This window comes from Bradyrhizobium sp. SZCCHNR1051 (assembly GCF_032489615.1).
Lineage (GTDB): Bacteria > Pseudomonadota > Alphaproteobacteria > Rhizobiales > Xanthobacteraceae > Bradyrhizobium.
Window position 1 is genome coordinate 49,097 of record NZ_JAUEYJ010000016.1, and the last position, 25,153, is coordinate 74,249.

Below are 25,153 nucleotides of genomic sequence, written 5' to 3' on the forward strand. Positions count from 1 at the left end.
GTCGGCCTGCTCGGCGTTAAGCGATGGGCAACCGGCGGGTGATTGGATGAGGGGCGTTGGGTTCCAGCGATGAGAGGCAGGCGGGCGTGCTTTGAGTCTAATTTGTTGCCTGAGCCTGACGCAATTGCGGCGAGGGCCTCGTGACTCGGGGACGCTTCTTCGCCTCACTTCACCCCAAGACTTGATCGAGCGTATAGATCGTCCTGCGCCGATCGCGCCGGCGCGGGCGGAACAGCAATGACGAATCGGGACAAGGCATGGTGACACGATCCACGGCGGCTCAGAACCTTGCAGCGATGCGGCGTCGCGGACCGGTCTTGATGACCCTTGCGGCCTTGGCGGCACTGGCGATGCCCAGCTCCGCGGCCAACGCGCGGCAGGCGCGCCCCGCGCCGGCGACCGAAGCGACGGCGCCGCGCGCGCATGGCGATCCGATCATGGCGATCGTATCGATCAAGGCCCAGAAGGTGACGTTCTACGACGCCGACGGCTGGATCTGGCGGGCGCCAGTGTCGACCGGCGTCTCCGGCCGCGAGACGCCGGCCGGCGTGTTCGCCGTGCTGGAAAAGGACAAGGACCACCGCTCGACGCTCTATGACGACGCCTGGATGCCGAACATGCAGCGCATCACCTGGAACGGGGTGGCGCTGCATGGCGGGCCGCTGCCCGGCTATGCCGCCTCGCATGGCTGCGTCCGCATGCCCTATGGCTTTGCCGAGAAGCTGTTCGACCGGACCTGGATCGGCATGCGGGTGATCATCGCGCCCGGTGACCCGGCGCCGGTCGAGTTCTCCCATCCCGCCTTGTTCGTGCCGACCGCAGAGGCGCTCGCCGCGGTGCCCTCGCGCGCCGCGACGCTCGGCCGCGAAGCCGAGGACGCCGCCAGGCTCGCCGACGAGGCCAAGGCGGCGGCTGTCGCGGCCGAGCGCGAGGCCAAGGCTCTGAAGGCGTCCTTGCGCAAGCTGGAGCAGGCCAAGGCGCGCGCCGAGGCCGAGCTCAAATTCGCCGGCAGGAAGCTGGCCGCCGCCAAGACCGATCAGGCGAGGACGCTGGCCGAGGATGCGAATCAGAAGGCCGCCGCCAAGGCGACCGACGCGGCGGCGCAGCTCGAGGCCGCCAAGTCGGACGCGACCGCGAAGCTCGCTGCGGCGACCTCGACCAAGGATGCCGCCAAGGCGGCTGCGGCCAGGAAGGCCGATACGAGCAAGGCTGCGACGGACGCCAGGCTCGCGACCGAGCCGGTCTCGGTCTATATCAGCCGTTCCACGCAGATGCTCTATGTCAGGCGCAACACGCACAAGCCGGCCCCCGATGGCGGCGGCGAGGTGTTCGACACCTCGATCGAGGTGCCGGTGACCATCCGCGATCCCGACCGGCCGATCGGAACGCATGTGTTCACGGCGGTGGCGCAGAACGGCGCGGGGCTGCGCTGGACGGCGGTGACCATCGACGACGGCGACACCGCCAAGGACGCGCTCGACCGCATCACCATCCCGAAGGACGTGCTCGCCCGGATCGCGCCGACGGCCGTGCCGCGCTCCTCAATCATCGTCTCGGACGAGCCGCTGTCGAGCGAGACCAATTATCGGACCGAGTTCGTCGCAGTGCTGAGCAACCAGCCGCAGGGCGGCTTCATCACGCGCCGGCCGACGACCAATGTCGACGTTGCCAGCGGTGACGAATATGACGATGGCTTCGGCAGCTTCTTCCAGCGCAGCTGGGATGGCCAGCCCGTCGCGGCGCCGCGCCGTCGCGGTCCGCCTCCGACCTACTACCGGCCGGTGCAGCCGGGCTGGTGGTGACCAGCCGGCCTGATGCCTGACTGGGTTCGCGGGTCAGGCCGGATGGCACTTCAAATCAGTTGCGACCCGCGGGGATGACGCCGGGCCACTGCATCAGGAAAGGCTGCGGCTCATGTTGCGCTTCGGTCGCGCGCGCCACGCGCCTGACACGGTGAGGCCTGCGGGAGATCGAGCTGGTCGCCTCGCGGGCGGTCTCGATGCGTGCCAACTGCTGACGCATCTCGCCGGTGGAGGTCCGGAGCTGCTCGATGGTGACGTCGCTGTTCGCGGCCGCGGTGCGCAGCCCGCTCAGCTCGGTCGCCGCATCTTCCTGGGCGCCGCGGAGGCGGACCGTCTGGCGCTTCAGCAGCGCGAGATCGGACTCGATCTTGTCGGCCGTATCGCGGCGGCGCGCCTCGTTCTCGTCGGCGGTGGTGCGCAAGGCGGCCAGGCCCGTTTCGGCCGTGGTGAGGCTGGCGCGCAATTGCAGAAGCTCGCCGGAGGTGTCGCTCTGGCGGTCGCGCAGCTGGGCGGTCTCGGCCTTGAGCTGCGTCAGCTCCGATGTCAGGGCGGCGACGCGGGTCTCGAGCGAAGGCGCTCCGGTCCCGAAGGAGAAGCTGTTGGCGCCGCCGCTGCTCCACCACATCGCACCGGCGCTGGCTGCGAGCGCCAGGCTCAGGACAATTCGTAGAGAGGCCGTGCCGCTGCTCGGCGGGGCGTCCGGCGTCTTGGTGGGTCTGCGCATCGACAGGTCTCCGGGATTTGATGGAGACAATTATGATCATATTAAGGTTGCCAATGTTCTAAGCGCGCCGCGCCCGCGGAACATTTCATCCACGTAGTTTTGCGGGAATGCAGGCTCGCAGCCTTGAGTCGTGAGCACGATCGGCGGCGCTCAATCGTGCGGATGCAGGACGGCGATGATCCGGCCTGGATCGCCGGCACACAATTCGGATCCGTCGGAAAAGGCTTCGTGCGTCCTCGGGATCGTGATCTAAATCGCGCATGTCCAACATTCCGCCCATCGCCACACCGCCGGCATTCGACGAGCTCGCCGAGGCCATCAGGCAGCGCCGCTCGGTCTATGGCCATATCAGCGGGCTCAGGATGGACCGGTTCGCGCCCGGCGAGGCCTGGTCGACCTTGCCCTATCGTCCGGTGTTCGTCGGCGACAGCGAGACCGGCGTCATCCATGGCGGCGTCGTCACCGCGATGCTCGACGAGAGCTGTGGCATGGCGGTGCAACTCGCGCTCGACGGCAGCCGGGCGATCGCCACGCTCGATCTGCGCATCGACTATCAGAAGCCGGCAACCCCCGGTCTCGACATCAAGGCCCATGCGGTATGCTTCCGCGTCACCCGCTCGATCGCGTTCGTGCGCGCCACCGCCTATCAGGAGGAGGAGACCGCACCGGTCGCCACCGCGACCGCCTGCTTCATGATTGGCGCCAACCGCACCAACATGCTGACCGACCGGGCGGCCTTCGACGGCGCGCCACCGCCGCTCGACGCCCCGGACGATCCGGCGGGGCCGTTTCCCACCAGTCCGTTCGCGCGCTGCCTCGGCATCCACTTCGCCGAGAACGACACGCTGGTGATGCCGTTCTCGCACCGGATCATCGGCAATCCCGTGCTGCCTGCGATCCATGGCGGCATGACCGGTGCGTTTCTCGAAACCGCGGCGATCGTCACCGTGATGCGCGAGCTCGGCGCCACGGCGCCGCCGAAGCCGGTCGGCCTCACCATCAACTATCTGAGGTCGGGCCGTGCGCTCGACACCATCGCATCAGCGTCGATCGTCAAGCAGGGCCGCCGCGTCGTCGCCTTCGAGGCCCGCGCCTGGCAGGACGATGCGACGAAGCCGATCGCTACCGCCTTCGGCCATTTCATGCTACGACCGGCGCCGGGGCAGGAGCAGGACTGAGGAAGATCGCGTCGCGGGTCGCGATCATGCCTTGCGCAGGATCTTGTCCATTGCCTTTCCCCGCGCCAGCTCATCGACCAGCTTGTCCAGGTAGCGGATCTCCCGCATCGTCGGTTCCTCGACATCCTCCACGCGGACGCCGCAGATCACGCCCTTGATCAAGGTCCGCGCGGGATTCATCGCAGGCGCCTGCGCGAAGAAGGTCTCGAAGTCCGTCTGACGTTCCAACCGGGACTCAAGCTCGTTTTGGCCATAGCCCGTCAGCCAGCAGATCACCTGATCTACCTCTGCCTTGGTGCGTCCCTTCTTCTCGGCCTTCGCGACGTACAATCGGTACACGCTCGCGAAGCTCGTCGTGTAGATACGGTGTTTTGCCATGCTGGCTCCATCGGATCGTAGGCGACGCATGTCGGGTCGGAGAGGGGTGACGGCGCGCCCGAAGCGCGTGCTTCATGTCCGCGTTCATGATCGTAGTACAGCACGTTCGTTCGCACACGTCGGAAACGCGCGCTAGCCCGGCGGGAACATCGGAAACGACACCCCGAGCGACCACGCCAGGATCAGGCCGAGACCCAAGCCTTCGGCCAGCGGCGAGCACGTCCTGCGAACGACACAGCCGCCGATCACGCCGAACACGATGAGGAACAGCACGATCACGGGGGATGATGATGAGCAGGAAGAACAGCCGCTTGAGGTCGAGCGCGACTGCCCCGCCCAGCGAGGCCAGGAAGGCGGCGCGAATCCACACGGTGCGCCACGGCGCGGCGTGGCCGCCCTGGTTGGCGATGCTGTCGGCCAGCCTGCAGGGCACCGCGCCGTGCCCTGCGCAAACCGATGGCGTCTCGTCTGCGCGGCGCAGCGTCCATGATCGGCTCCGTTTCAATCCCAAAACTGGCGCAGGAACTCGTGCGGTTACAGCGACGGCGTAGGCGAGCGTTGCGGCCGCGATCGAACGAAACGCACGCCGTTTCGTTGACAACGCCGCCGAGGCGATATTCGGTGACCCCGTTCAGCGGCGACAAGGAGGATGCATGAAACCGGAAGTCATCTGCCTGATGGCGTCGAGCGTCGACGGCCGGACATTGCCGAGCCGCTGGCGTCCGAAGGGATCGGGCGATCTGTTCGAGCAGGTGCATGACCAACTCGGGGGCGATGCCTGGCTGATCGGCCGCGTCACCGGCCAAGAGTTCGCCAAGGGCTCGGCCTATCCGGCCGAGACCACCGAGCGAATCCCGCGCACCCATTGGATCGCGCGACGCGGCGCCAAGGCCTACGGCATCGTGCTCGATCCCCATGGCAAGATCTGCTGGGGCCGCGCCGACATCGGCGGCGATCCGATCGTCGTCGTGCTGACCGAGGCCGTGTCGGATGCACATCTCGCGGGCCTGCGCGGCGAGGGTGTCTCCTACGTCTTCGCCGGCCAGTCGAAGCTCGATCTCTCACGCGTGCTGGAGATCGTCGCGCAGGAGCTCGGCGTGAAGCGCCTGCTGCTCGAGGGCGGCGGCGGCGCCAACGGCGCGTTTCTGCGCGCGGGTCTGGTCGACGAGTTCAACCTCGTTCTGTGTCCGGCCGTGGACGGCGCCAAGGGGGCACCCAGCGTGTTCGATTCGACCGAAGCCGAGTCCGGCGAGCGCGCGCCGATCACGGCGATGACGCTCGAAAGCAGCACGGCGCTGGAGGGCGGCGCGCTGTGGCTGCGCTACAAGATCACCAACGGCTCGCTCTTGCCGGCCCAGGCAAGTCATGGCTGAGCGGCGAATGCACGTCATCGTCGTCGGGGGCGGTGCCGCGGGCCTGATGGCGGCGCGTGAGCTGGCCCGCGCCGGCAGGCAAGTGACGCTGCTGGAAGCGCGCGACCGCTGCGGGGGGCGCATCCATCCGCTGCCCGCGAGCAGGTTTGGATATCGCGCGGATGCCGGCGCGGAATTCATCCATGGCGAGGCGCCGGTCACCCACGCGCTGATGGCCGAGGCGGGGCTCACCTCGACGCCGGTCGATGGCGCGCGCTGGTACGTGACGGACGGCGCGTTCTCGCGCGAGGATCCTGCCGATCGGCAGATGCGCCAACTGCACCGCGTGGCGCGGCAGCTCGATCAGGATATGACCGTCACGGCGCTGCTCGAGCGTCATTTCGCCGGCGCGGAGTTTGCCGCCCTGCGCAAGTCGGTGCTCGGGATGGTGCAGGGTTATGATGCCGCCGATCCTGGTCGTGCCAGCGTGTTCGCGCTGCGCGACGAGTGGATGGGCGGCGACCGCGGTGCTCAGGCACGCATCGTCGGCGGCTACGCGGCGCTGCTCGATCATCTCTTGGCGGAGTGCCGGGCGCATGGCGTGGCGATGCAGCTCGAGGCGGTGGTCCGCGCGGTGGAGAGCTCCGATGATGGCGTCGTCGTGCGCTGCGCCGACGGCCGCGCGCAGCGCGGCGATATCGTCCTCCTGACCGTGCCGCTGCCGCTGCTGCGGACCATCGCGCTGCCGCCGGCGATGCGCTCGCAACTGGCCGTTGCCGAAGCCATCGGCTTCGGCAACGTCATCAAGCTGCTGCTGCGCTTCGAGCGCCGGTGGTGGCGAGAGGCTCGGACCGAGAATCTTTCCGACATGCTGTTCGTGCTGTCCGATGCCGACATGCCGGTGTGGTGGACGCAGCATCCGAACGATGATGCGGTGCTGACCGGCTGGCTCGCCGGGCCGCCGGCCGGCGCTTTCGTCGCGCTCGACGATGTCGCCTTGATTGAGTTGGGTCTCTCGGCGCTTGCGAGTATTTTCTCGCAGCCGGTGGACTCGCTGAGGCAGCAGCTCGTCGCGTCGCATGTCACGGATTGGGCGAAGGATCCGTTCGCGCGCGGGGCCTATTCCTATGCGACGCTAGGATCCCGCGAGGCGCAGGATACGCTTTCGCGCTGGGATGGCGGTCGTGTCCTGATCTCCGGCGAAGCGCTGTATCGCGGACGCGACATGGGAACGGTCGAGGCGGCGCTGGCCAGCGGGCAACAGACGGCGCGGCGCATCCTCGCGATGTGATCGCGCGCCGCGTGCATGATGTTGCGCCCGTAGGCCCACGGCGCTAGCATTCGCCGATCACCATGGAAAGGATCGTCATGCTCGATCACGTCGGCTTCCCTGTCTCCGACTTTGTCCGCGCCAGGGCTTTCTATGCGGCGGCCCTGGCGCCGTTGGGTTACGTCCTGATGATGGAGATCACCAACGAGCAGACTGGCGGCCACGGTGATCACGCCGGCTTCGGCGACGGTCGTCCGGATTTCTGGATTGGCACCGGCGGGACGGCCGCGACCTCGACGCATGTCGCATTCCACGCCAAGGATCGCGCCACGGTCGATGCGTTCTATCAGGCGGCGATCGCCGCAGGCGGACGGGACAACGGCGCGCCTGGACTGCGGCCGCATTATCACGAGAACTATTACGGCGCGTTCGTGCGCGACGCCGACGGCAACAACATCGAGGCGGTGTGCCACGCGCCGGCGTGAGGGCCGCTCACCCTTCGGGATGAGTCATGCCATCACCGGCATGTGCTCGGCGGCCGCGGCCAAGCTCGGCGCGACCACGATCTCGAGCTGCTGGCGCAGCCAGCGGTGCAGCGGGTCGTCGTGGTGGCGCAGGTGCCAGACCATGTACATCGGCATCGCCGGGCAGGGGACCGGCACCGGCGCCACCGCCAGGCCGCGCAGCATGTAGGCGCGCAGCAGGCTCGGCAGCGTCGCGATCATGCGGCTGCCGCGCAGGAACGGGCCGATGCCGCCGAAGCCCGGCACCTGCGCCGCGAACCGCCTGACGATGCCGCGCTCGGCCATGACCTCGTCGATGTCGAGCCGGCGCCGCGGCTCGTACAGCACCGTGACGTGGTCGCTGGCGAGATAGTCCTCGAGGCTCTGCGGCGGCTCGCGCTGGCTCGCATCGTAGAACACGCGATAGCTGTCCTCGAACAGCCGCTTCTGCAGGATGTCGCTGCCCTCGGGCGGGCGCGGCGTGATGATGAGCTGACAGTGCTCTTCCCGTAGCATCTCCGGCGTCGGTGCGCCGGAGGGGATGACGCGCAGGCTGAGGCCCGGCGCCTGCGCGCGGGCGTAGCGGAGCAGGGACGGCAGCAGCAGGTCGCGCTGCAGATCATTGGCCGCGATCGTCACTTGCGCGGAGATTTTCGCCGGCTCGAATGCAGCGGTGTGCGAGAAGCTCCGGAGGTCGTCGAGCAGAGCGCGGGCGCGCAGCGCCAAGAGCTGCGCATGCGCGGTCGGCACGATGCCGCGGCCAGACTTCACGAACAGCGGATCGCCGGTGATCGCGCGCAGCTTGTCGAGCAGATGGCTGACGGCCGACTGCGTGACGCCGAGCCGCTGCGCAGCGCGGGTGACCGAGCCTTCCTCGATGACGGCGAGCAAGAGCTGCAGCAGGTGGCCGTCGAGGTCCAAATGATCGAATTGGCTCATGGATCGGATCGGTCGCGCGGCCTTTATTGACGGTGTCTGCCAGTGATACTGGCGGGCACGAACGGCGCCGCGTTTGATCCAGATCAAGCGCGGCCGTCCGAAACACGACCAGGGGAGGCTCAGATGTCCACCACGTCAGCCCGGCAGCCCGTGCCCGGCACCACCATCTTCGACGGCGAGCAGGCCCGCAAAGGCTACGCGCTCAACAAGATGTGCTACTCGTTCAACGATGCCGCCAACCGCAAGGCGTTCGTTGCCGACGAGGACGGCTATTGTGCCAAATATGGCCTCAACGCGCAGCAGCGCGCGGCGATCAAGAATCGCAATGTGCTCGAGCTGATCGAAGCCGGCGGCAACGCCTATTACCTCGCCAAGTTCGCCGGCATCTTCGGGCTCGACATGCAGGACATCGGCGCGCAGCAGACCGGGCTGACGAAAGAGCAGTTCAAGGCCAAGCTTCTGGCGGCAAGGGGTTGATCATGGCGAAGATCGTAGGTTGCATCACCACGTCCCACGTTCCGGCCATCGGCGGCGCGATTGCCAAGGGGTTGCAGCAGGACCCGTATTGGAAGCCATTCTTCGACGGTTTCCCGCATGTGCGCGAATGGCTCGCCAAGGCCAAACCCGATGTGGTCGTGCTCGTCTATAACGACCACGGCCTCAACTTCTTCCTCGACAAGATGCCGACCTTCGCCGTCGGCGCGGCCGACAGCTATAGCAATGCCGACGAAGGCTGGGGCATTCCGCAGACCGCGCCGTTCAAGGGTGACAGCGAATTGTCCTGGCATTTGATCGAGCATCTGGTGAAGGAGGATTTCGACCTCACCACCTGCCAGGAGATGGTGGTCGATCACGCCTTCACGCTGCCGATGGCGCTGTGCTGGCCCGATCAGAAATGGCCGGTGCGGGTGGTACCCGTGGTCGTCAACACGGTGCAGGCGCCGCTGCCGTCGGCCGCGCGCTGCTACAGGCTCGGCCAGGCGCTGGCGCGGGCCATCGAATCCTGGCCGAAGGACGAACGCGTCGTCGTCATGGGCACCGGCGGCCTGTCGCATCAGCTCGACGGCGAGCGCGCCGGCTTCATCAACAAGGATTTCGACGAGAAGTTCATGGCCAGCATGGTCGACGATCCCGCCTGGGCGACGAAGTATTCGACCACCGAGCTGGTCGAGCTGTCGGGCACCCAGGGTGTCGAATTGCTGAACTGGATGGTCGCGCGCGGCACCCTGCCGGAGAAGGTCCGCAAGGAGCATTCCAACTATCACATCCCGATCTCGAACACGGCGACGGGATTGATGGTGCTGGAGCCGGTGTAGCGGCTCCAGCGGGATTTTTGGTGCGGAAGGTGATGACCGAGAGCTATTCCGCCAACGACCATCACGCGGTATGGGTTCCGGCTCAAGGCCGGGACGACAGCAGTGTGTTTGGCACGACCGCGCCACATCACCGGTGTCGTCCCGGCGAACGCCGGGACCCATACCGCGGATGCTATCGAGGAACGTGACTGTCAGCTTCTGTGCGGTGGCGAGCACGGTCTCAATGCCGGCCGCTACGCCTCCGCCCGTGGCGGATGTTGATGTCAGCTCGCCGCGTTGTCGTCGTCGCCCTGGATCTCGGCGATGGCGCGGGTCAGGATGCCGCTGACGCGCTTGGCCTCCTCGTCGCTCCAGCCTTGTCGATGCATCTTCAGCGCCATCTTCAGCGTCTGCACCGTCTGCAGCACCTGCTCCGGCGGGCGCATGCCGCCCATGGTGCGGGCCATGATGCGCAGCCGGCTCAGCAGGCCTTCGATCGCCGCCTCGTCGTCCTTCAGCGCCTGGCGGCCGGCGTCGGTGATCGCGAACAGCTTCTTGCCGCCCTCAGCCGATGCCGCTTCGATCTGGCCCATGTCCTCAAGCAGATTGAGGATCGGATAGACCGAGCCGGGGCTCGGCGAGTAGGAGCCGCCGACCAGCTGCTCGACCGCCTTGATCAGCTCGTAGCCATGGCGCGGCTTCTCGCCGATCAGCCACAGCAGCAGGCTGCGCAGGTCGCCGGGGCCGAAGAAGCGACCGCCGCCGCCACGCCCGAACTCCTCGCGCCCGCCACGGCGGCCGTCCCGTTCGAACAGGCCGGGACCGCGAGGGCGGCCGAATCCGGGACCGCGGCCGCCGAGGCGGACGTCCTCGCAGGCCTCGCCGAAGCCATGCCCGCCGCGATGGCCCCAGCCGCGCTCCTCGCGATCATCGTCCCAGCCACGACGCCCGAATTTCCAATGATGATGTCTCATACGATATGATCTCCGTTTCGTACAAACGATATATCGTTATCGTATTATGTTTGTCAACATCGATCGCTTCGGTCGGCTCGGCCTTTGGTTTAAGTGTATGAGTTAAAAAGTATTTTTACCGCACGTCTTACGTTATCGCTTCCGCCGTGTGAGCCGTTGCCGCCGGTTCGGTCGCCGTGCCGCGATGAGCGATCAGCGCATAGGCGACGGGGACCACGAACAGCGTGAACAGGGTGCCGATCGCGAGCCCGGTGGCGATCACCAGCCCCATGTTGAAGCGCGACACCGCGCCGGCGCCGCTCGCGGTGATCAGCGGGATCACGCCGAGCACCATCGCCGCCGTGGTCATCAGGATCGGACGCAGGCGGACGGTGGCCGCCGCGATGATCGCCTCGGTGCGATCCTTACCTTGTTCGCGCAGCTCGTTCGCGACCTCCACCATCAGGATGCCGTGCTTGCTGACGAGGCCCATCAGGGTGACTAAGCCGACCTGGGTGTAGATGTTGATGCTGGCGCCGCCGATGCCGAGGCTGATGAAGATCAGCGCGCCCGCCAGCGACATCGGCACCGACACCAGGATGATGATCGGATCGACGAAGCTGTTGAACAAGGCGGCGAGCGCCAGGAAGATGATGATCAGCGCGAACACGAAGGTGGTGACGAAGCCGCCGGATTCCTGCTCGAGCTGTCGCGACGCGCCGCCATAGTCGATCGAGTAACCCGATGGCAGCGACTTCGCGATCTCCTTCAAGGTGGCGAGCGCGTCGCCCATCGCGATACCCGGCATCGCCACGCCGGAGATGGTTGCCGCATTGATCTGCTGGAAGTGATTGAGCGACTCAGGGATCGTCTTGCGCTCGAGCCGGGCCACGGTCGACAGCGGCACCATGGCATTGCCGCTGGTGCGGATCGAATAGTCGAGCAACTGACTGTCGGTGAGGCGGTCGTTCTGCCGGACCTGGGGGATCACCTTGTAGGAGCGGCCCTCCAGGCTGAAATAGTCGAGATAATTGCCACCCAGCATGGTCGCGAGCGCGCCGCCGAGATCGCTCATCTTGAGGCCGAGATCGGCGGCCTTGTCGCGATCGAACACCACGGTGGTCTGCGGCTTGTCGATCTTCAGATCGCTGTCGAGGAAGATGAATCGGCCGCTCGCCAGCGCCTTGGCCATGAAATCGCGCGACACGTCGTTGAGCTCGCCGAACGCGCCGGTGGTGCCGATCACGAACTGGACCGGCAGGCCGTTGCTGCCCGGCAGCGGCGAGGGCTGGAACGCCACCGAGCGGGCGCCGGCGATGCCGTTCAGGAGCTGCTGGAATTCCGGCTGCAGGGTCTTGGTCGTCGCCTTGCGCTGATCCCAGGGCTTGAGAACCCAGCCGCCGATCACCTGTGTCGAGGTATCGATCTGGAACACGGTACGCGTCTCCGGGCGCTGGGCGATCAAGCCATACAGCTGCTGGCCGTAAAACTGGCGCTGCTCGAGCGTGGCCGAGGGCGCCGAATTCGTCAGCGACAGCACGATGCCCTGGTCCTCGTCCGGCGCAAGCTCGCTGGTGGAACTGACATAGAGCCAGGGAATCATCGCGAGCAGCAGCAGCGCGAACACCACCACCACCGGCTTGGTCGCGAACACGCTTTCGAGCCAGCGGCGATAGAAGTGGGCGAGCCGTTCGAGCACATGGTCGATCGTCCTCACCAAACGCGCCTCGAACGTGGTGGCGTCGCGCTCGGTCCGGCGCAGCAGCCAGGCGCAGTTCATCGGCGACAGCGTCAGCGCGATCACCGCCGAGACGGTGACGGCGCCGGCGAGCGTGAAGGCGAACTCTGTGAACAGGGCCCCGGTCAGGCCGCCCTGGAAGCCGACGGGCACGTAGACCGCGATCAGGACCACGGTCATCGCGATGATCGGGCTCGCCAGCGCCCGCGCCGACTGGATCGCGGCTTCGACCGGCGGTACGCCCTCGTCGATCAGGCGGTGCACGCTCTCCACCACGATGATGGCGTCGTCGACGACGAGGCCGATCGCCAGCACCAGGGCCAGCAAGGTCAGCAGGTTGATGGAGAAGCCCATCAGCAGCATCAGGCCGAAGGTGCCGATCAGCGACAGCGGGATGGCGATCACCGGGATCAGCACCGAGCGCCACGATCCCAGGAACATGAAGACGACGACAATCACGATCCCGATCGCCTCCACCAGCGTATGGATCACCTCGTCGATGGACGAGTTCACGAAATCGGTGGAGTCGTACAGGATCTCGCTGGTGATGCCGTTCGGCAGCTGTCGCTGCAGCTCCGGATAAACGGCCTTCACGCCGTTGATGACGTCGAGCAGGTTCGCCGTTGGCGCCACCTGGATGCCGATGTAGACCGCGGTCTTGCCGTTGAAGCGCGTCGCGCTGTCGTAGTCGTCATTGCCGAGCGTGACATTGGCGACATCGCGCAGGCGGATGATGGCGCCATTGACCTGCTTGACGACGAGATTGCGGTATTGCTCCAGCGAATGCAGATTTGTCGCGGCGGCGAGGTCGACCTGCACGAGGCGGCCCTTGGTGGTGCCGAGCCCGGAGATGTAGTCGTTGCCCGACAGTGCCGTCGACACGTCGGTCGCGGTCAGGCCATAGGCCGCGAGCTTGTCGGGGTCGAGCCAGGCGCGCAGGGCGAATTTCTTGGCGCCGAGCAATTCGGCGGTCTGCACGCCGGAGACCGCCTGCAGCTTCGGCTGCACCACGCGGGTGAGGTAGTCGGTGATCTGGTTCGGCGCCAGCACGTCGCTGGCGAAGCCGATATACATCGAATCGATGGTCTGGCCGACCTTCAAGGTCAGGGTCGGCTGCTGCGTGCCGGTCGGTAGCTGGTTGAGCACCGAGTTCACCTTGGCGTTGATCTCGGTCATCGCCTTGCCGGAATCGTAGTTGAGCCGCAGGTTCACGGTGATGGTGCTGCTGCCGGTGACGCTGGTCGACGTCATGTAGTCGATGCCGTTAGCCTGGGCGATCGCGTTCTCCAGCGGCGTGGTGATGAAGCCGGCGATGATGTCGCTATCGGCGCCGGCATAGGCCGTGCTCACCGTGACGATGGCGTTCTGCGTGCGCGGATATTGCAGGATGGCAAGCGTCGTCATCGAGCGCAGGCCGAGCACGAGAATGAGGGCGCTGACCACGAGCGCCAGCACCGGCCGGCGGATGAAGATGTCTGTGAAACGCATGGTGATGACTCTGATGGGCGCGGGCTGGCCGGATTATTGGTCGACGACATCCGGCGCGGCTTCCGCGACCGGCACGTGCGAATTGTCGATTCTCACCGGGCTGCCGTTGCGCAGCTTGATCTGTCCCGCGATCACGACCGCCTCGCCCGGCTTGACGCCGTCGGTGATCGCGATCCGGTCGCCCTTGGCCGGCTTGCTCTTGACGAACATCTGCCGCGCCTTGCCCTGGCCGTCCTTGAGATCGTCGACGACGTAGACGAGATCGCCGTAGGGGTTGCTGACGATTGCCGTCAGCGGCAGCGTGACGAGCTGCTCCGGGCTGCCGGTCGCGATCTCGACCTTGGCGAACATGCCCGGCAACAGCCGGGCGGCCTCGTTGTGCAGGGTGGCGCGGACCTGGACGTTGCGGCTGGTGGAATCGACCTTGGCGTTGATCGCCGAGATCTGGCCGGTGAAGCGCTCGGATGGGAAGGCATCCACCGTGATGGCGACGTCCTGGCCGATCCGAATGTCGGCGAGCGACTGCTGCGGCAGATAGAAGTCGACGAAGATGGGATCGAGGCTCTGCAGGGTGACAATGGTGGTGCCGGCGCCGAGATACTGCCCGAGATCGACGGCGCGGATGCCGAGCCGGCCGGCGAAGGGCGCCTTCAGGGTCTTCTGCTCGACGATCGCCTTCTGCTGCGTCACGAGCGCCTGCGCGTTCTTCAGATTGGCGCGGTCGCTGTCGAGCGTGGCCTGGCTGACGGCGTTGAACTTGATCTGCTCCTCGTCGCGTTTGACGACGATGGCGTAGTTCTCGGCGGTGGCCTGCAGCGATTGCAGCTTGGCGACGTCGTCGGTCGCCACGAGCTGCAGCAATTGCTGGCCGGCTTCGACGGTGTCGCCCGAATTGAACTGGATGCCCTGCACGATGCCTGCGGCCTGCAGCGCCAGATCGGCGCCGTTGACGGCGCGCAGCGAGCCGACCGCGGTGAGGTTGGAGCGCCATGGAGCGGTCGCCGCAACGACCGTCGAGATCGTCTGCGGCGGGTTGGCCATGGCGCCGATCGCCTTGGCGATCATGATGCCCTTGAATGTCTGAAAGCCGTAGAGGCCGCCGAACAGCACCGCCATGGCGGCCAGCATGATCGTCATGCGTTTCTTCATTACATTGCTTCCTGGGTCGTACGATTGGGACCGGCGAAGTAGCCGGGATTGGCGCGGGGCAGCGCCGCCGGGGTCTCGTCCTGGCGATTCCACCAGCCGCCGCCGAGCGCCTGGAACAGCGCCGCGGTGTCGGTGAAGCGCGTGGCCTGCGACTTGATGCGGGAGACGCGGGCGTTCAAATAGGATTGCTGCGCGTTGATGACGTTGGCGTAGGGCACCGCGCCGCTCTTGAATTGCTCGACCGCCATGGCGAGACTGTCGGCGGTGGCTTTCTCGGCGGCGGCCTGGGCCTTCAGCGCCTCGGCGTCGTACTGGATGGCGCGCAGCGAATCCGCAACGTTCTGGAACGCGGTGATGACCGTGCTCTTGTAGAGCGACAAGTCCTGCTCGAAGGTGGCGACGTCAGCCTCCTTGGTGTGATACAGCGTGCCGCCGTCGATCAGCTTCTGGCTGACGCTCGAGGCCGCATCCCACACGATGGTCGTCGGCGAGAACAGCCGGCCCGGTCCGCTTGCGCCGTAGCTGCCCGACAACGTCACCTGCGGCAGCAGATTGGCGACGCCGACGCCGACCGTCGCTGTGGCCTGGTGCAACGTAGCCTCGGCCTGCCGGATGTCCGGACGCTGCCGGACGAGCGAGGAGGGCAGTGACACCGGCAGCTTGCGCGGCAGCCGCAGCTCCGCGAGGGTCACATGCTCGCCGCGGTCCTGGCTCGGCAGCCGGCCGAGATAGGCCATCAGTTGATTGCGTTGCTGCGCGAGTTGCTTCTGCAGCGGCGCCAAGGTCGCCTTGGCCTGCGCCAGCGTCGCCTCCTGCGCCAGCACGTCGGATTTGGAGATGGCGCCGACATCAAACTGGTGTTGGATCCGGCCAAGCTGGTCGGTCTCGGCCTTGATGATCTCCTCGGTCGCTGCGATCTGATCGCGCAGTGAGGCGTCGCTGATCGCGGCGGTTACGACATTGGCGGTCAGCGCGAGATGCGTCGCCTCCAGCTTGAACGCCTGGTAGTCGGCCTGCGCCTGCAGCGCCTCGACCTGGCGTCGCGTGCCGCCCCACAGATCGAGCGCGTAGCTGACGCTTACCGACGTGCCATAGAGCGTGTAGAGCGAGGTCTGGCCGGGCCATTGCCCGCTCTGTGTGGTGGAGGCCTGGGTGCGTTCGGCGGATCCGCTCGCGCTCAGCTGCGGAAACAGCGCGCCTTGTTGCGACAGCGCGTTTTCGCGCGCAGCACGCAGCGCCAATTGCGCGGCTTCGATGTCCGGGTGGTTGCGAATCGCTTCCTCGACGAAGGCGTTGATCTGCCGGGAATGAAACAGCGCCCACCAGGTGCCGGGCAGATCGCCTCCGGGTGCGAAGCTCTGCACATTGCCCCCCGGCGTCGAGGCGCTGGCGGTCGCGGCGAGGCGTCGCTCGGCGACGTAACCGGTCGCGGCCGGCGCCTCGGGGGACATGAAGTCCGGGCCGACGGCGCAGGATGCGAGCAGCACGCTGCAGCCAAAAAGGCCGAGCGGGACGGACATCGCGCGGCCTGTCGGGACCACCCTCAAACGCGCGGGAAACATTCGGACATGATCGGACATAAAACTAAACCGTTTCGTTTTCTATCCGGACCATGCGGGGCAGCACAGACGTAGTCAAGTCACGTTGATGACAGGGCGGTGATGCGCACAGCTTCGTCCTGCGCGGCGCCGGTGCTCGCTTGCACCGGACGGGCGCATCAAATTTTTGAGGTGAGACTAGACAACGCGCCGCTTCCATTTCCGCAGCGGTCGGGCAGCGACGTCGTTCTTGTCACAATGATCGAAAAAGGTCTGCCGCCGAGCTCGCGCGGCGCGGGCCGGCCTTTGGCGAAGCAGCGCGCGAGACGGAGTTGGAGGCCGGCTCGCAGCGTCGAGCCGGCTCCGTGGGACGGTCGCCGCTCGTCAGGACGGCATCGAGGATGCGACCACCGGCTTTGCCGGCACGGTGCGCGCGCGATTCGGGCGCCGCAGCCGGCGCTGCGCCCAGATCAGCACGCCTGTGATCAGCAGTGCGAACAGCGCGATCGAGATCAGCACGTTGGCCGCGCTGCCGATCAGCGACCAGTTGCCTTCGTGCAGCAGGCGCGGCCAGTTGCGCGGCAACGCGGAGAGCCCGTCGGACGTCACAGCATAGGCCCTGAGCTCATCGTCCTCGATGATCCTCGCCATCATCCGCCCGCCGCGATTGCCGATCGAGTTGACCGCCGAAAGGTCGTGGTCCCTGGAGACGATGCTGACGGCGTCAGGCAGCGAGATGCGCTTGGCTGCGGTGGGCGGAGCGCTGCCTGCGAAGGTCAGGCCGAGCTCGAGGCAGAGTCCAGTGAGCGGGCTGAGCAGAATCAGCGGCAGCGTGAACCAGGCCGTGCCCTTGTGCCAGCCGGACAGCGTGTTGCGCAGCCGCGGCAGTCCCATCAGGATGCCGATGATCATGATGCTGACCATTGCGATGGTCGAGATCAGGGTGAGGCCGGGGATTCCGATCAGATGCTCGTGGGTCCTGCGCGCCCACAGGAAGACGCTCGCCATCGCGGGCTTCTCGACCGCGGCGCCGGTCGTGATGTCGACCTCGGCGCCCGGCGTACCCTGCAAGGTGAGGTGCTGTGTGGACGCATCGATCGACAGGCCGCGTGCCTTGCCGTCGGGATCATGCTGCTTGATCAGCGCGATCACGCGCGCCGGATCGACGCACTGCGGCTTGACGGCAGCGACCTGCGCCATCGGCTCGAAGGAGAGGATCAGTCCGGTCACGATGATGACAAGCAGCGGCAGCGCGAAGACGAGGCTGATCCAGCGGTGAAGTTTGAGCAGAAGCTGCTTGTTCATGATCGTCTCCAAGTATTCGCCAAGTGATCGTCGAGTGATCGTCACACACACGAACGACGCGGCGTGACTGTTGTCCGCAGGCGCTCACTCCGTAGTTTCAGATCGTTTCTTGCTGGACGACGCTGCGAGATCAGTCCGCCGCCGTTGCGCTTTCATTAGCCGAGCGCACCACTCATACGAAAGGAGATAACTATTAATTTTAGGTCATGCGCCGTTTGATCGGCGTCAATGCGGCGAAAGCAAATCGGTGTCTATGTAAATGATGTCAATTCACGACTGACGTTTCTCGGTGACCGGCTGAAACGAGATAGCGGCGGTATCTCAGGATGACGCGCTCATCTCGGACTTCAGCGCGTCATTGTGAGAGGCCCTTGGCGATGCGCTTCGCTTCTCACGTCGGTGTCGCACTGATCCGCAGTCTGTCGCTGTCCGATGCGGAGAACACCGCGATCCCCGGCGGCACTGCGCGCCGACGCGTCAGGGCGATTTCCCTGGCGACACAATGCCCTTCAGTCCGGCGCGCTCAGCAGCGGCGCTGACGAGGCCAGACGACTGGATCTCGGCCGTGAAGCTGCGCAGGAAGCCGAGCCCGGCGTCGCGGCCCCTGGGGATCGCGATGGCGTGGCGCTCCTCGCCCCAGCGCCCGTCGAGCACGCGCGATCCTGGCACCTGCTCGGCGATCTCGAACAGCGTCGCCTTGTTGGTGGCGAAGGCATCGATCTGGCGGCTCGTCAGCATGGCGACCGCATCCTTCAAGGTCGGCGCCCGGACCAGCGTCGCGTTCTTCAGCTCGCGCCCGAGCGTCGCATCCGACGTGCTGCCGGTCGTGACGCCGATCTTGCGGCCGCTCGCGTCGACATCGCCGGCGTCGGAAAGCGGGGAGCCGTCGGGCACGAGATACCCAAGCTCGATCTCGAGATAGACAGGACCGAAATCCATCTCCTTTGCGCGCGCCGGCGAAGCATTGGTGAAGGCGACGTCGACCGCGCCGGTCTTGACGGCCTCGAGCACCTCGGCGTTCTTGGCGAACACGACCGGCTCGTAGTCGACATGGAGCTGGCGCGCCATTTCCTTGCCGATGGTGTAGCCGACGCCGCGGGGATTCTCGGTCCCGTCGGGCAGGATCGATGTCGGCGTGCCCGGATAGAGTCCCGCGCGCAGATGTCCGGTCGGCGCGAGAGTGCGTGCCACGTCGACATCAGCGGAATAGCTTCGAACCGGAGCGAGCGTCGCGCACGCGACGAAAGCGACAATGACGGCCTGCCTCAGGATGGTAGCTGCGCAGTCCATCGGTCGCCTCGCTGATATCAGACTGATTCGGTCAGTTCGCTGCCGGCTTCGCCATCGAGCACCTGCTGGAGACGCGTCTTGTCGAGCGCATTTTCCCAGCGGGCAATGACGATGGTGGCCACGGCGTTGCCGATCAAATTCGTCGGCGTCAGCCCCTGCGACATCAAGCGATGAACGCCGAGCACGAGCGCGACACTGGCGACCGGAATCGTCCCAGTTGCGGCGAGCGTTGCGGCCAGCACGACGAAGGCGGCGCCGGCGATACCGGCTGCGCCCTTCGATGTCACCAGCAAAATCAGCAGCAGCCCGATCTGGTGGCTGATGTCGAGATGAGTGTTGGTCGCCTGCGCCAGGAACACCGCTGCGGTCGCAAGATAGAGGCAGGTGCCGTCGAGATTGAACGAATAGCCGGTGGGGATGACGAGGCCGACGATGCTGCGCTCGCAACCGGCCGCTTCGAGCTTCACCAGCATGCGCGGCAGCACGGTCTCCGACGACGTGGTCGCGATGCAGACCAGGACCTCATCGCGGATGTAGCGGATCAGCTTCCACAGGCTGAAGCCCGTGAAGGCGGCGATGGGCCCGAGCACCACCGCGATGAAGATGACGCAGGTAAGATAGAAGCTGCCGAGGAGGAGACCGAGCTTGGACAGCGAGCCCAAGCCGAACTTGCCGACGGTGAAGGCGATGGCGCCGAAGGCGCCGAGCGGGGCCGCCCACATCACGATTTTGACGATGCCGAAGATCATCTTGCCGCCGACATCGATCACATCCGTCACCGCCTTGGCGCGGTCGCCGAGCCAGATCAGCGAGAACCCGCACATCACCGAGATGAACAGCACCTGCAGGATGTTGCCTTCCGCAAACGCGCCGACGAAGGTCTGCGGGATGATGTTGAGCAGGAACGGCACGAAGCCGACCGCAGCGGTCTGCTTGACATAGGGCTCGATGGTCGCGGAGTTGATGGTCGCCGGGTCGATGTTCATGCCTACGCCGGGCTGAAACAGGTTCACCGCGGTCAAGCCGATGATCAGCGCCAGCGTCGTGATCGCCTCGAAATAGATCAGCGCCTTGATCGCGACGCGGCCGACCTTGGCCATGTCGGCCATGTGGGCGATGCCGTTGACCACCGTGCAGAAGATGATCGGCGCGATCAGCATCCGGATCGCCTTGATGAAGGCGTCGCCGAGCGGCTGCATCTGGGCGCCGAGATCCGGCTTGACGGCACCGAGCAGGATGCCCGCTGCCATCGCGATCATGACCTGGACCCAAAGCTCCTTCCACCAGCCGCGGCGGGCGCCTGCCTTGCTGTCGGCGGTGAGGGTCGTGGCAGTCATGATCGGTCCTGTCGCTGAAGGGCTCGAAGTTGCAGCTGGCGGTGACTCAGCTCTTGGGCTCGAACTTGAACAGCCGTTCGGGATTGCTGACAAGCAGCTTTCGCTGCATGGCCGGATCCGGGGCGTAGAGCGGGATCAGATCGACCAGATCACCATCATTGGGCATGATCTTGACGTTCGGATGCGGCCAGTCCGTGCCCCAGATGACGCGATCGGGCGCATTCTCGATCAGTTTCCGGGCGTACGGCACGGCGTCGTGGAACGGTGGTCCGGAGGCCGAGGCGCGCTCGGGACCGGTGATCTTGATCCAGCACTTGCCGTCGCTGGCCTGCAGGTCGAGCAGCACCTTGAACTCCGCATCGTCGATGCCCTTGGCGGCGCTGATCGTGCCCATGTGGTCGATCACATAGGTGACCGGCAGCGCCTTCAGGATCGGCACGAATTCCTGGATTGTCCCGGCCTCGAGATAAATGTCGACGTGCCAGCCGATCGCCGCGACGCGGTCCACCAGGGTGCGGAAGACGTTCATGTCGCCGACGCCGCCGAGGCGGCGGAGGAAGGCGAACCGGCAGGCGCAGATGCCGGCCTTGCCGAGCGCCGTGAGGTCGGCGTCGGACATCGCCGCGTTGATGTTGGCGACGCCTTTGTAGTTGCCGTTGCTCTGCGCGATGGCGTCCGTGACGACGCGATTGTCCGTGCCATGGACGGTGGCGTTGACGATGACGGCGCGTTCGACACCGATTTTGGCGTGCAGCGCCCGGAACATCTCCAGTGACGCATCGGGCGGCGTGTAGGGGCGGGTGGGCGAGAACGGATAGGTCGAGGCCGGCCCGAAGATGTGCGTGTGGGTATCGACGCTGCCGAGCGGCGGCCGGAAGCTCGGGGTCTTCGTCGCCGGATCCGGGCCGGCGATGCTGGGGATCTTGACCTCTTCGGCGGAGAGTTGCGCAGGGACAGCGCCGAGCACGCTCGCCGCTCCCAGTCCGGCCATGGTGGCCAGCAGATCTCGTCTCAACATCAGAGCGTCCTCCTCGGAATGGCCGCGGTCACAGGCAGGCGGCGCCTGCCAGGCTCCGGCATCGTTCGTGTTTGCTATCGTCACGCCACAACGTAGAGATCAGGCGACCTCACAACGTGGCGTCGTGATCATGGCGTGCTCCCGATCCGGAGCCGTGTGGCGTCCGCATTGCAGCGGGGCAGCCGACCGCCGTGATCCCAGTCAGTTCCTGGGTTCGAGGATGTTGCAGCCTCTGGAGCATGACAAGAAGCATTGGGTGAACGGTCAGTTCGCTTGTTTGGACAATGCTCTGCAGTCCAACTGCCAATGTTGCTGAGACCCTCCGTTCGAGCTGCGTTGCAGCGCGACTGGGCGAGATGGGCTGCTCTTCAACCAGTCTGCGAGAAGGCAGCCCGAGCGCGCCGATCTGCGGAATTGTTCGTGCGACGGAAAGGTGAGTTGCGTCAACGCCGTGGCGTGCGTTTTGGTCATGCGCCGGCAGCTTCAAGCGCCGTTGTGAAGACCGCATGCGCAATGCTATGCGACAGCAAAGAGAGGCGTGCGGGCGCCGAGACGCTGCGCGGCTATCAGCTCACAACAATATCGGGCAGAGGAAACACCATGGTCGACGCGCTCATCATCGATGCCTGCAGAACGCCGCGCGGTATTGGCAAGGCCGGAAAGGGCGCGCTCGCCGGGCTGCACCCGCAGCATCTCGGCGCCACCGTGCTGCGTGCGCTGGCCGATCGCACCGGCATCAACACTGGCGATGTCGAGGACGTCATCTGGGGCTGCTCGTCGCAGCGCGGTCCGCAGAGCGGTGATCTCGGCCGCATGTCGGCGCTCGATGCCGGCTACGACATCCGCGCCTCGGGCGTCACGCTCGATCGCTTCTGCGGCTCCGGCATCACCAGCGTCAACATCGCAGCAAGCTCGATCATGGCCGGGCAGGAGGACCTCGTCGTCGCCGGCGGCTGCGAGATGATGTCGATGGACGGCCGGCGCGGCGAGGGGCCGCTGATGATGGATGCCGGCAATCTGCATCTGCGCGCGCTGCATCCGCAGTCGCACCAGGGTGTCTGTGCCGATGCGATCGCCACCATGGAAGGCATCACCCGGGCCGATGTCGACGCGCTCGGGCTGGAAAGCCAGAAGCGCGCGGCGGCTGCGATCGCGGCCGGACATTTCAGGAAGAGCCTCGTGCCGGTGCATCGCGAGGACGGCAGCCTCGCGCTCGACCACGAGGAATATCCGCGGCCGCAGACCACCGCCGAGGCGCTGGCAGGGCTGAAGCCGGCGTTTCCGGCGATCGCCGACTACGCGCTGGACGAGAAGGGCACGACCTATCGCAACCTGATCCTGCAGCGCTATCCCGGCCTCGAGATCGACTTCATGCATCACGCCGGCAATTCCTCCGGCGTCGTCGACGGTGCGGCGGCGATCCTGCTGGCGTCGCCGTCCTATGCCCAGGCCCATGGCCTGAAGCCGCGGGCACGCGTCGTGGCGATGGCCAATATGGGCGATGACCCGACCCTGATGCTGAACGCCCCGGTGCCGGCGACGCGCAAGGTGCTGGCCAAGGCCGGGCTCAAGCTTGATGACATCGACCTGTTCGAGATCAACGAGGCGTTCGCCGTCGTCGCCGAGAAGTACATCCGCGACCTCGAGCTCGACCGCGCCAAGGTCAATGTGAACGGCGGCTCGATCGCGCTGGGACATCCGATCGGCGCCACCGGTTCCATCCTGATCGGGACGCTGCTCGACGAGCTCGAGCGGCGCGATCTCAAGCGCGGCCTGGTCACGATGTGCGCGGCCGGCGGCATGGCACCCGCGATCATCATCGAGCGGGTCTGAACGGTACATCTCCTCGATTTGAGTTGCGCGCGCCCGTTGCGGAGTCTCCCGTGGCGGGCGCCGTCGTTTTGCACCTGGGCCGCTTGTGACCTCGGCGGTGGCGCGTTGAGGAGCAGGATCCGCGAGCCGCGGCGGTTCCACTTTCCGGACCAGTCAACCACGTTTCGACCGGAAAGGAATTCGCGCTTGTTCCGCTAGTTGCGACGGGTTATTGCCACGGCGAGGCCTCATCTTAGAAGAAATGGCTCTCCGTGCTGTCGACGCTGTCGCATATCATCGATCGCAAGGCTTCGAACCGGGTGGTCACGCGGCTGCGGGCACTGCTGCGCAGCAATGAGTTCTACCTGATACCGTTGGCCCTGGTGATCGGCGTTGCGACGGGGGCGATCGTGACGGTGATGAGCCTGATCGCGCAAGTCGCGCATGTGGTCATTTACGGCATCCCGATCGACGTCCGGCTCAGCGCTCATACCTGGGTCAACCCGGTGGTCGCCCTGATCGCACCCGCCTGCGGCGGCCTTGCGCTTGGCATCATGGAATGGCTGCGGCGGCGCTGGAAGATCGCGGCCGCGGTCGACCCCGTCGAGGCCAATGCGCTGCGCGGCGGACGGCTGTCGATGCGTGACAGCATCGTGGTGAGCGGCCAGACCCTGGTCTCCAACGGCTCCGGCGCATCGGTCGGGCTCGAGGCCGGCTACACCCAGATCGGGGCCGGCGTCGCCTCGCTGCTCGGGCAGTATCTCACGCTCCGCCGCAACGATATGCGCCTCATTCTCGGCTGCGGTGCGGCCGCCGCCATTGCGGCCGCCTTCGGCGCGCCGATCACGGGGGCGTTCTATGCCTGTGAGCTGATCGTCGGCGTCTACTCCGTCGGCAGCGCGGCGCCGATCCTGGCGGCCTCGCTGGCGGGTGCGCTGACCTCGCAATATCTCGCCGGCGCGCCGTATTCGCTGGAGGTCGCCAAGGTCGGCGCGGTCGGCTTCGAGCAATACATCGCGCTGTTCGTGCTGGCGCTGCTCGTCGCCGGCATCGGCATCGTGGTGATGCGTGCCTCGCCGACGGTCGAGCGGCTGTTTGTCCGCATTCCGGTGTGGCTGCGCCCGGTGATCGGCGGGGTCTGTGTCGGCGCCATGGCGATCGTGACGCCGCAGGTGCTGGCGGCAGGCCACGGCGCAATGCTGCTCGACCTGCATCGCGAGATGGCGGTCGGCATGATCGCCACCATCATCGTGCTCAAGCTCGCCGCCTGCCTGATCTCGCTGGCCTCGGGCTTCCGCGGCGGTCTGTTCTTCGCCTCGCTGTTCGTCGGCAGCCTGCTCGGCAAGCTGTTTGCGGGCCTGCTCGCGCTGGCCGGCCTCGGGCTCGCGATCGACCCGCTGGTGGCGATGCTCACCGGCATGGCGACGCTCGGTGTCGCCATCGTCGGCGGGCCGCTGACGATGTCGTTCCTGGTGCTGGAAATGACCCGCAGCGTCGACGTCACCGCCGTCGTGCTGGCCGCCTGCATCGTGACCTCGGTATGCGTCCGCGTCCTGTTCGGGCACTCGTTCTCGACCTGGCGCCTGCATCTGCGCGGCGAGACCATCCGCAGCGCCAACGATGTCGGCTGGCTGCGCAACCTCACGGTCGAGCGGCTGATGCGCTCCGACGTCGGGAAGGTGCCGACCACGACGAGCATCGCGGCCTGCCGGCGCGAGTTCGCGCTGGGCACGCGCCAGGCCGTGGTGGTGGTGAACAACAGCGACGATTATTGCGGGCTGGTCTCCTTGCCCGATTTGTTCTCGGGCGAATTGGATTCCATTGCCGACGAGATCCAGGTGGTCGAGCTCGCGAAATATTTCGATGTCGCGCTGTTGCCCGAAATGAACGTCAAGACGGCGATGAAGATCTTCGACGATTCCGGCGCCGAGGTGCTGGCCGTGCTGGAGTCGGAGAACAGCCGCAAGGTGATCGGCTTCCTGACCGAGTCCTTCGCGCGCCGCCGCTATGTCGAGGAGATCGACCAGGCGACGCGCGGCGTGCTCGGGGCGCTGTCGTGAACGCGTCCCATCGCCGCGACGCGT

At 66.2% G+C, this 25,153-nt stretch carries 21 protein-coding genes; 9 read left to right on the plus strand and 12 right to left on the minus strand.

All coding sequences use genetic code 11. The features are described 5' to 3' along the window. Positions 1–257 precede the first annotated feature (257 nt). A complete protein-coding gene (locus QW868_RS20200) occupies positions 258–1,802 on the plus strand; it encodes a L,D-transpeptidase (RefSeq protein ID WP_316231311.1) in 1,545 nt (514 codons plus the stop codon). 55 nt (positions 1,803–1,857) lie between these two features. Here the strand turns inward: QW868_RS20200 and QW868_RS20205 are convergent, their stop codons facing one another. Beyond that, a complete protein-coding gene (locus QW868_RS20205) occupies positions 1,858–2,526 on the minus strand; it encodes a hypothetical protein (protein WP_316231312.1) in 669 nt (222 codons plus the stop codon). A 260-nt stretch (positions 2,527–2,786) separates the two neighbouring features. Here QW868_RS20205 and QW868_RS20210 point away from each other — a divergent pair, with 260 nt between their 5' ends. Then, complete coding sequence (locus QW868_RS20210; protein WP_316231313.1) at positions 2,787–3,704, plus strand: PaaI family thioesterase; 918 nt, start codon at positions 2,787–2,789, stop codon at positions 3,702–3,704. 24 nt (positions 3,705–3,728) lie between these two features. Here QW868_RS20210 and QW868_RS20215 read toward each other — a convergent pair whose 3' ends face one another. Together QW868_RS20215 and QW868_RS20220 are read right to left on the minus strand one after the other, a co-directional pair. Then, positions 3,729–4,082: a DUF2200 domain-containing protein gene (locus tag QW868_RS20215; RefSeq protein WP_316176735.1), complete on the minus strand. Its 354-nt coding sequence runs from the start codon at positions 4,080–4,082 to the stop codon at positions 3,729–3,731. A gap of 132 nt (positions 4,083–4,214) precedes the next feature. Beyond that, positions 4,215–4,361, minus strand: a complete 147-nt coding sequence (locus QW868_RS20220) for a hypothetical protein (RefSeq protein WP_315776350.1) — start codon at positions 4,359–4,361, stop codon at positions 4,215–4,217. Positions 4,362–4,735: 374 nt separating this feature from the next. Between QW868_RS20220 and QW868_RS20225 the strand changes: the two genes are divergently transcribed. The 3 genes from QW868_RS20225 to QW868_RS20235 all read left to right on the plus strand — a co-directional run bounded on the left by QW868_RS20225 (position 4,736) and on the right by QW868_RS20235 (position 7,189). Further along, entirely contained in the window at positions 4,736–5,455 is a 720-nt protein-coding gene (locus tag QW868_RS20225; protein ID WP_316231314.1) for a RibD family protein, read from the plus strand. Then, a complete protein-coding gene (locus QW868_RS20230; protein WP_316231315.1) occupies positions 5,448–6,725 on the plus strand; it encodes an NAD(P)/FAD-dependent oxidoreductase in 1,278 nt (425 codons plus the stop codon). The genes QW868_RS20225 and QW868_RS20230 overlap by 8 nt, the downstream gene beginning before the upstream one ends. Positions 6,726–6,802: 77 nt before the next feature. Continuing rightward, complete coding sequence (locus QW868_RS20235; protein WP_315758443.1) at positions 6,803–7,189, plus strand: VOC family protein; 387 nt, start codon at positions 6,803–6,805, stop codon at positions 7,187–7,189. 24 nt (positions 7,190–7,213) lie between these two features. Here QW868_RS20235 and QW868_RS20240 read toward each other — a convergent pair whose 3' ends face one another. Beyond that, positions 7,214–8,146: a LysR family transcriptional regulator gene (locus tag QW868_RS20240; protein ID WP_315758444.1), complete on the minus strand. Its 933-nt coding sequence runs from the start codon at positions 8,144–8,146 to the stop codon at positions 7,214–7,216. A gap of 123 nt (positions 8,147–8,269) precedes the next feature. On the opposite strand from QW868_RS20240, the gene QW868_RS20245 reads away from it, so the two are divergent. Next, positions 8,270–8,623 (plus strand): protocatechuate 4,5-dioxygenase subunit alpha, encoded by a 354-nt coding sequence (locus tag QW868_RS20245; RefSeq protein ID WP_315758446.1) that lies wholly within the window; start codon positions 8,270–8,272, stop codon positions 8,621–8,623. A gap of 2 nt (positions 8,624–8,625) precedes the next feature. Further along, positions 8,626–9,462, plus strand: coding sequence for a class III extradiol dioxygenase family protein (locus QW868_RS20250; RefSeq protein ID WP_316231316.1), 837 nt, complete (start codon positions 8,626–8,628; stop codon positions 9,460–9,462). 263 nt (positions 9,463–9,725) lie between these two features. Here QW868_RS20250 and QW868_RS20255 read toward each other — a convergent pair whose 3' ends face one another. From QW868_RS20255 to QW868_RS20290, 8 genes are all read right to left on the minus strand, one after another. After that, positions 9,726–10,415, minus strand: coding sequence for a PadR family transcriptional regulator (locus tag QW868_RS20255; RefSeq protein ID WP_316231317.1), 690 nt, complete (start codon positions 10,413–10,415; stop codon positions 9,726–9,728). 127 nt (positions 10,416–10,542) lie between these two features. Beyond that, positions 10,543–13,620 (minus strand): efflux RND transporter permease subunit, encoded by a 3,078-nt coding sequence (locus QW868_RS20260; protein ID WP_316231318.1) that lies wholly within the window; start codon positions 13,618–13,620, stop codon positions 10,543–10,545. Positions 13,621–13,653: 33 nt separating this feature from the next. Beyond that, positions 13,654–14,769 carry an efflux RND transporter periplasmic adaptor subunit gene (locus QW868_RS20265; protein WP_316231319.1) on the minus strand — a complete coding sequence of 372 codons (1,116 nt, stop codon included), beginning with the start codon at positions 14,767–14,769 and terminating at the stop codon, positions 13,654–13,656. Then, on the minus strand, positions 14,769–16,289 hold the full coding sequence (locus QW868_RS20270) for an efflux transporter outer membrane subunit (RefSeq protein WP_316231320.1): 1,521 nt from the start codon (positions 16,287–16,289) through the stop codon (positions 14,769–14,771). The genes QW868_RS20265 and QW868_RS20270 overlap by 1 nt, the downstream gene beginning before the upstream one ends. 402 nt (positions 16,290–16,691) lie before the next feature. Then, positions 16,692–17,612 carry a PepSY-associated TM helix domain-containing protein gene (locus QW868_RS20275; RefSeq protein ID WP_316231321.1) on the minus strand — a complete coding sequence of 307 codons (921 nt, stop codon included), beginning with the start codon at positions 17,610–17,612 and terminating at the stop codon, positions 16,692–16,694. 477 nt (positions 17,613–18,089) lie between these two features. Further along, positions 18,090–18,803, minus strand: coding sequence for an ABC transporter substrate-binding protein (locus tag QW868_RS20280; protein WP_316231322.1), 714 nt, complete (start codon positions 18,801–18,803; stop codon positions 18,090–18,092). Between the two features lie 116 nt (positions 18,804–18,919). After that, positions 18,920–20,239, minus strand: a complete 1,320-nt coding sequence (gene dctA / locus QW868_RS20285) for a C4-dicarboxylate transporter DctA (RefSeq protein WP_315799292.1) — start codon at positions 20,237–20,239, stop codon at positions 18,920–18,922. 46 nt (positions 20,240–20,285) lie between these two features. Continuing rightward, positions 20,286–21,257, minus strand: coding sequence for an amidohydrolase family protein (locus QW868_RS20290; RefSeq protein WP_316231323.1), 972 nt, complete (start codon positions 21,255–21,257; stop codon positions 20,286–20,288). A 600-nt stretch (positions 21,258–21,857) separates the two neighbouring features. Between QW868_RS20290 and QW868_RS20295 the strand changes: the two genes are divergently transcribed. Together QW868_RS20295 and QW868_RS20300 are read left to right on the plus strand one after the other, a co-directional pair. Next, on the plus strand, positions 21,858–23,090 hold the full coding sequence (locus QW868_RS20295) for an acetyl-CoA C-acetyltransferase (protein WP_316231324.1): 1,233 nt from the start codon (positions 21,858–21,860) through the stop codon (positions 23,088–23,090). 251 nt (positions 23,091–23,341) lie between these two features. Next, on the plus strand, positions 23,342–25,129 hold the full coding sequence (locus QW868_RS20300; protein WP_315737118.1) for a chloride channel protein: 1,788 nt from the start codon (positions 23,342–23,344) through the stop codon (positions 25,127–25,129). The last annotated feature ends 24 nt before the right edge of the window (positions 25,130–25,153 follow it).

Bases quoted from the DNA above. Each gene is read 5' to 3' on its own strand.
- QW868_RS20295 (WP_316231324.1), top strand. From the start codon at position 21,858: ATGGTCGACGCGCTCATCATCGATGCCTGCAGAACGCCGCGCGGTATT.
- QW868_RS20265 (WP_316231319.1), bottom strand. From the start codon at position 14,769: ATGAAGAAACGCATGACGATCATGCTGGCCGCCATGGCGGTGCTGTTC.
- QW868_RS20215 (WP_316176735.1), bottom strand. From the start codon at position 4,082: ATGGCAAAACACCGTATCTACACGACGAGCTTCGCGAGCGTGTACCGA.
- QW868_RS20260 (WP_316231318.1), bottom strand. From the start codon at position 13,620: ATGCGTTTCACAGACATCTTCATCCGCCGGCCGGTGCTGGCGCTCGTG.
- QW868_RS20240 (WP_315758444.1), bottom strand. From the start codon at position 8,146: ATGAGCCAATTCGATCATTTGGACCTCGACGGCCACCTGCTGCAGCTC.
- QW868_RS20270 (WP_316231320.1), bottom strand. From the start codon at position 16,289: ATGTCCGTCCCGCTCGGCCTTTTTGGCTGCAGCGTGCTGCTCGCATCC.
- QW868_RS20255 (WP_316231317.1), bottom strand. From the start codon at position 10,415: ATGAGACATCATCATTGGAAATTCGGGCGTCGTGGCTGGGACGATGAT.
- QW868_RS20210 (WP_316231313.1), top strand. From the start codon at position 2,787: ATGTCCAACATTCCGCCCATCGCCACACCGCCGGCATTCGACGAGCTC.
- QW868_RS20235 (WP_315758443.1), top strand. From the start codon at position 6,803: ATGCTCGATCACGTCGGCTTCCCTGTCTCCGACTTTGTCCGCGCCAGG.
- QW868_RS20275 (WP_316231321.1), bottom strand. From the start codon at position 17,612: ATGAACAAGCAGCTTCTGCTCAAACTTCACCGCTGGATCAGCCTCGTC.
- QW868_RS20205 (WP_316231312.1), bottom strand. From the start codon at position 2,526: ATGCGCAGACCCACCAAGACGCCGGACGCCCCGCCGAGCAGCGGCACG.
- QW868_RS20290 (WP_316231323.1), bottom strand. From the start codon at position 21,257: ATGTTGAGACGAGATCTGCTGGCCACCATGGCCGGACTGGGAGCGGCG.
- QW868_RS20245 (WP_315758446.1), top strand. From the start codon at position 8,270: ATGTCCACCACGTCAGCCCGGCAGCCCGTGCCCGGCACCACCATCTTC.
- QW868_RS20225 (WP_316231314.1), top strand. From the start codon at position 4,736: ATGAAACCGGAAGTCATCTGCCTGATGGCGTCGAGCGTCGACGGCCGG.
- QW868_RS20200 (WP_316231311.1), top strand. From the start codon at position 258: ATGGTGACACGATCCACGGCGGCTCAGAACCTTGCAGCGATGCGGCGT.
- QW868_RS20230 (WP_316231315.1), top strand. From the start codon at position 5,448: ATGGCTGAGCGGCGAATGCACGTCATCGTCGTCGGGGGCGGTGCCGCG.
- dctA (WP_315799292.1), bottom strand. From the start codon at position 20,239: ATGACTGCCACGACCCTCACCGCCGACAGCAAGGCAGGCGCCCGCCGC.
- QW868_RS20250 (WP_316231316.1), top strand. From the start codon at position 8,626: ATGGCGAAGATCGTAGGTTGCATCACCACGTCCCACGTTCCGGCCATC.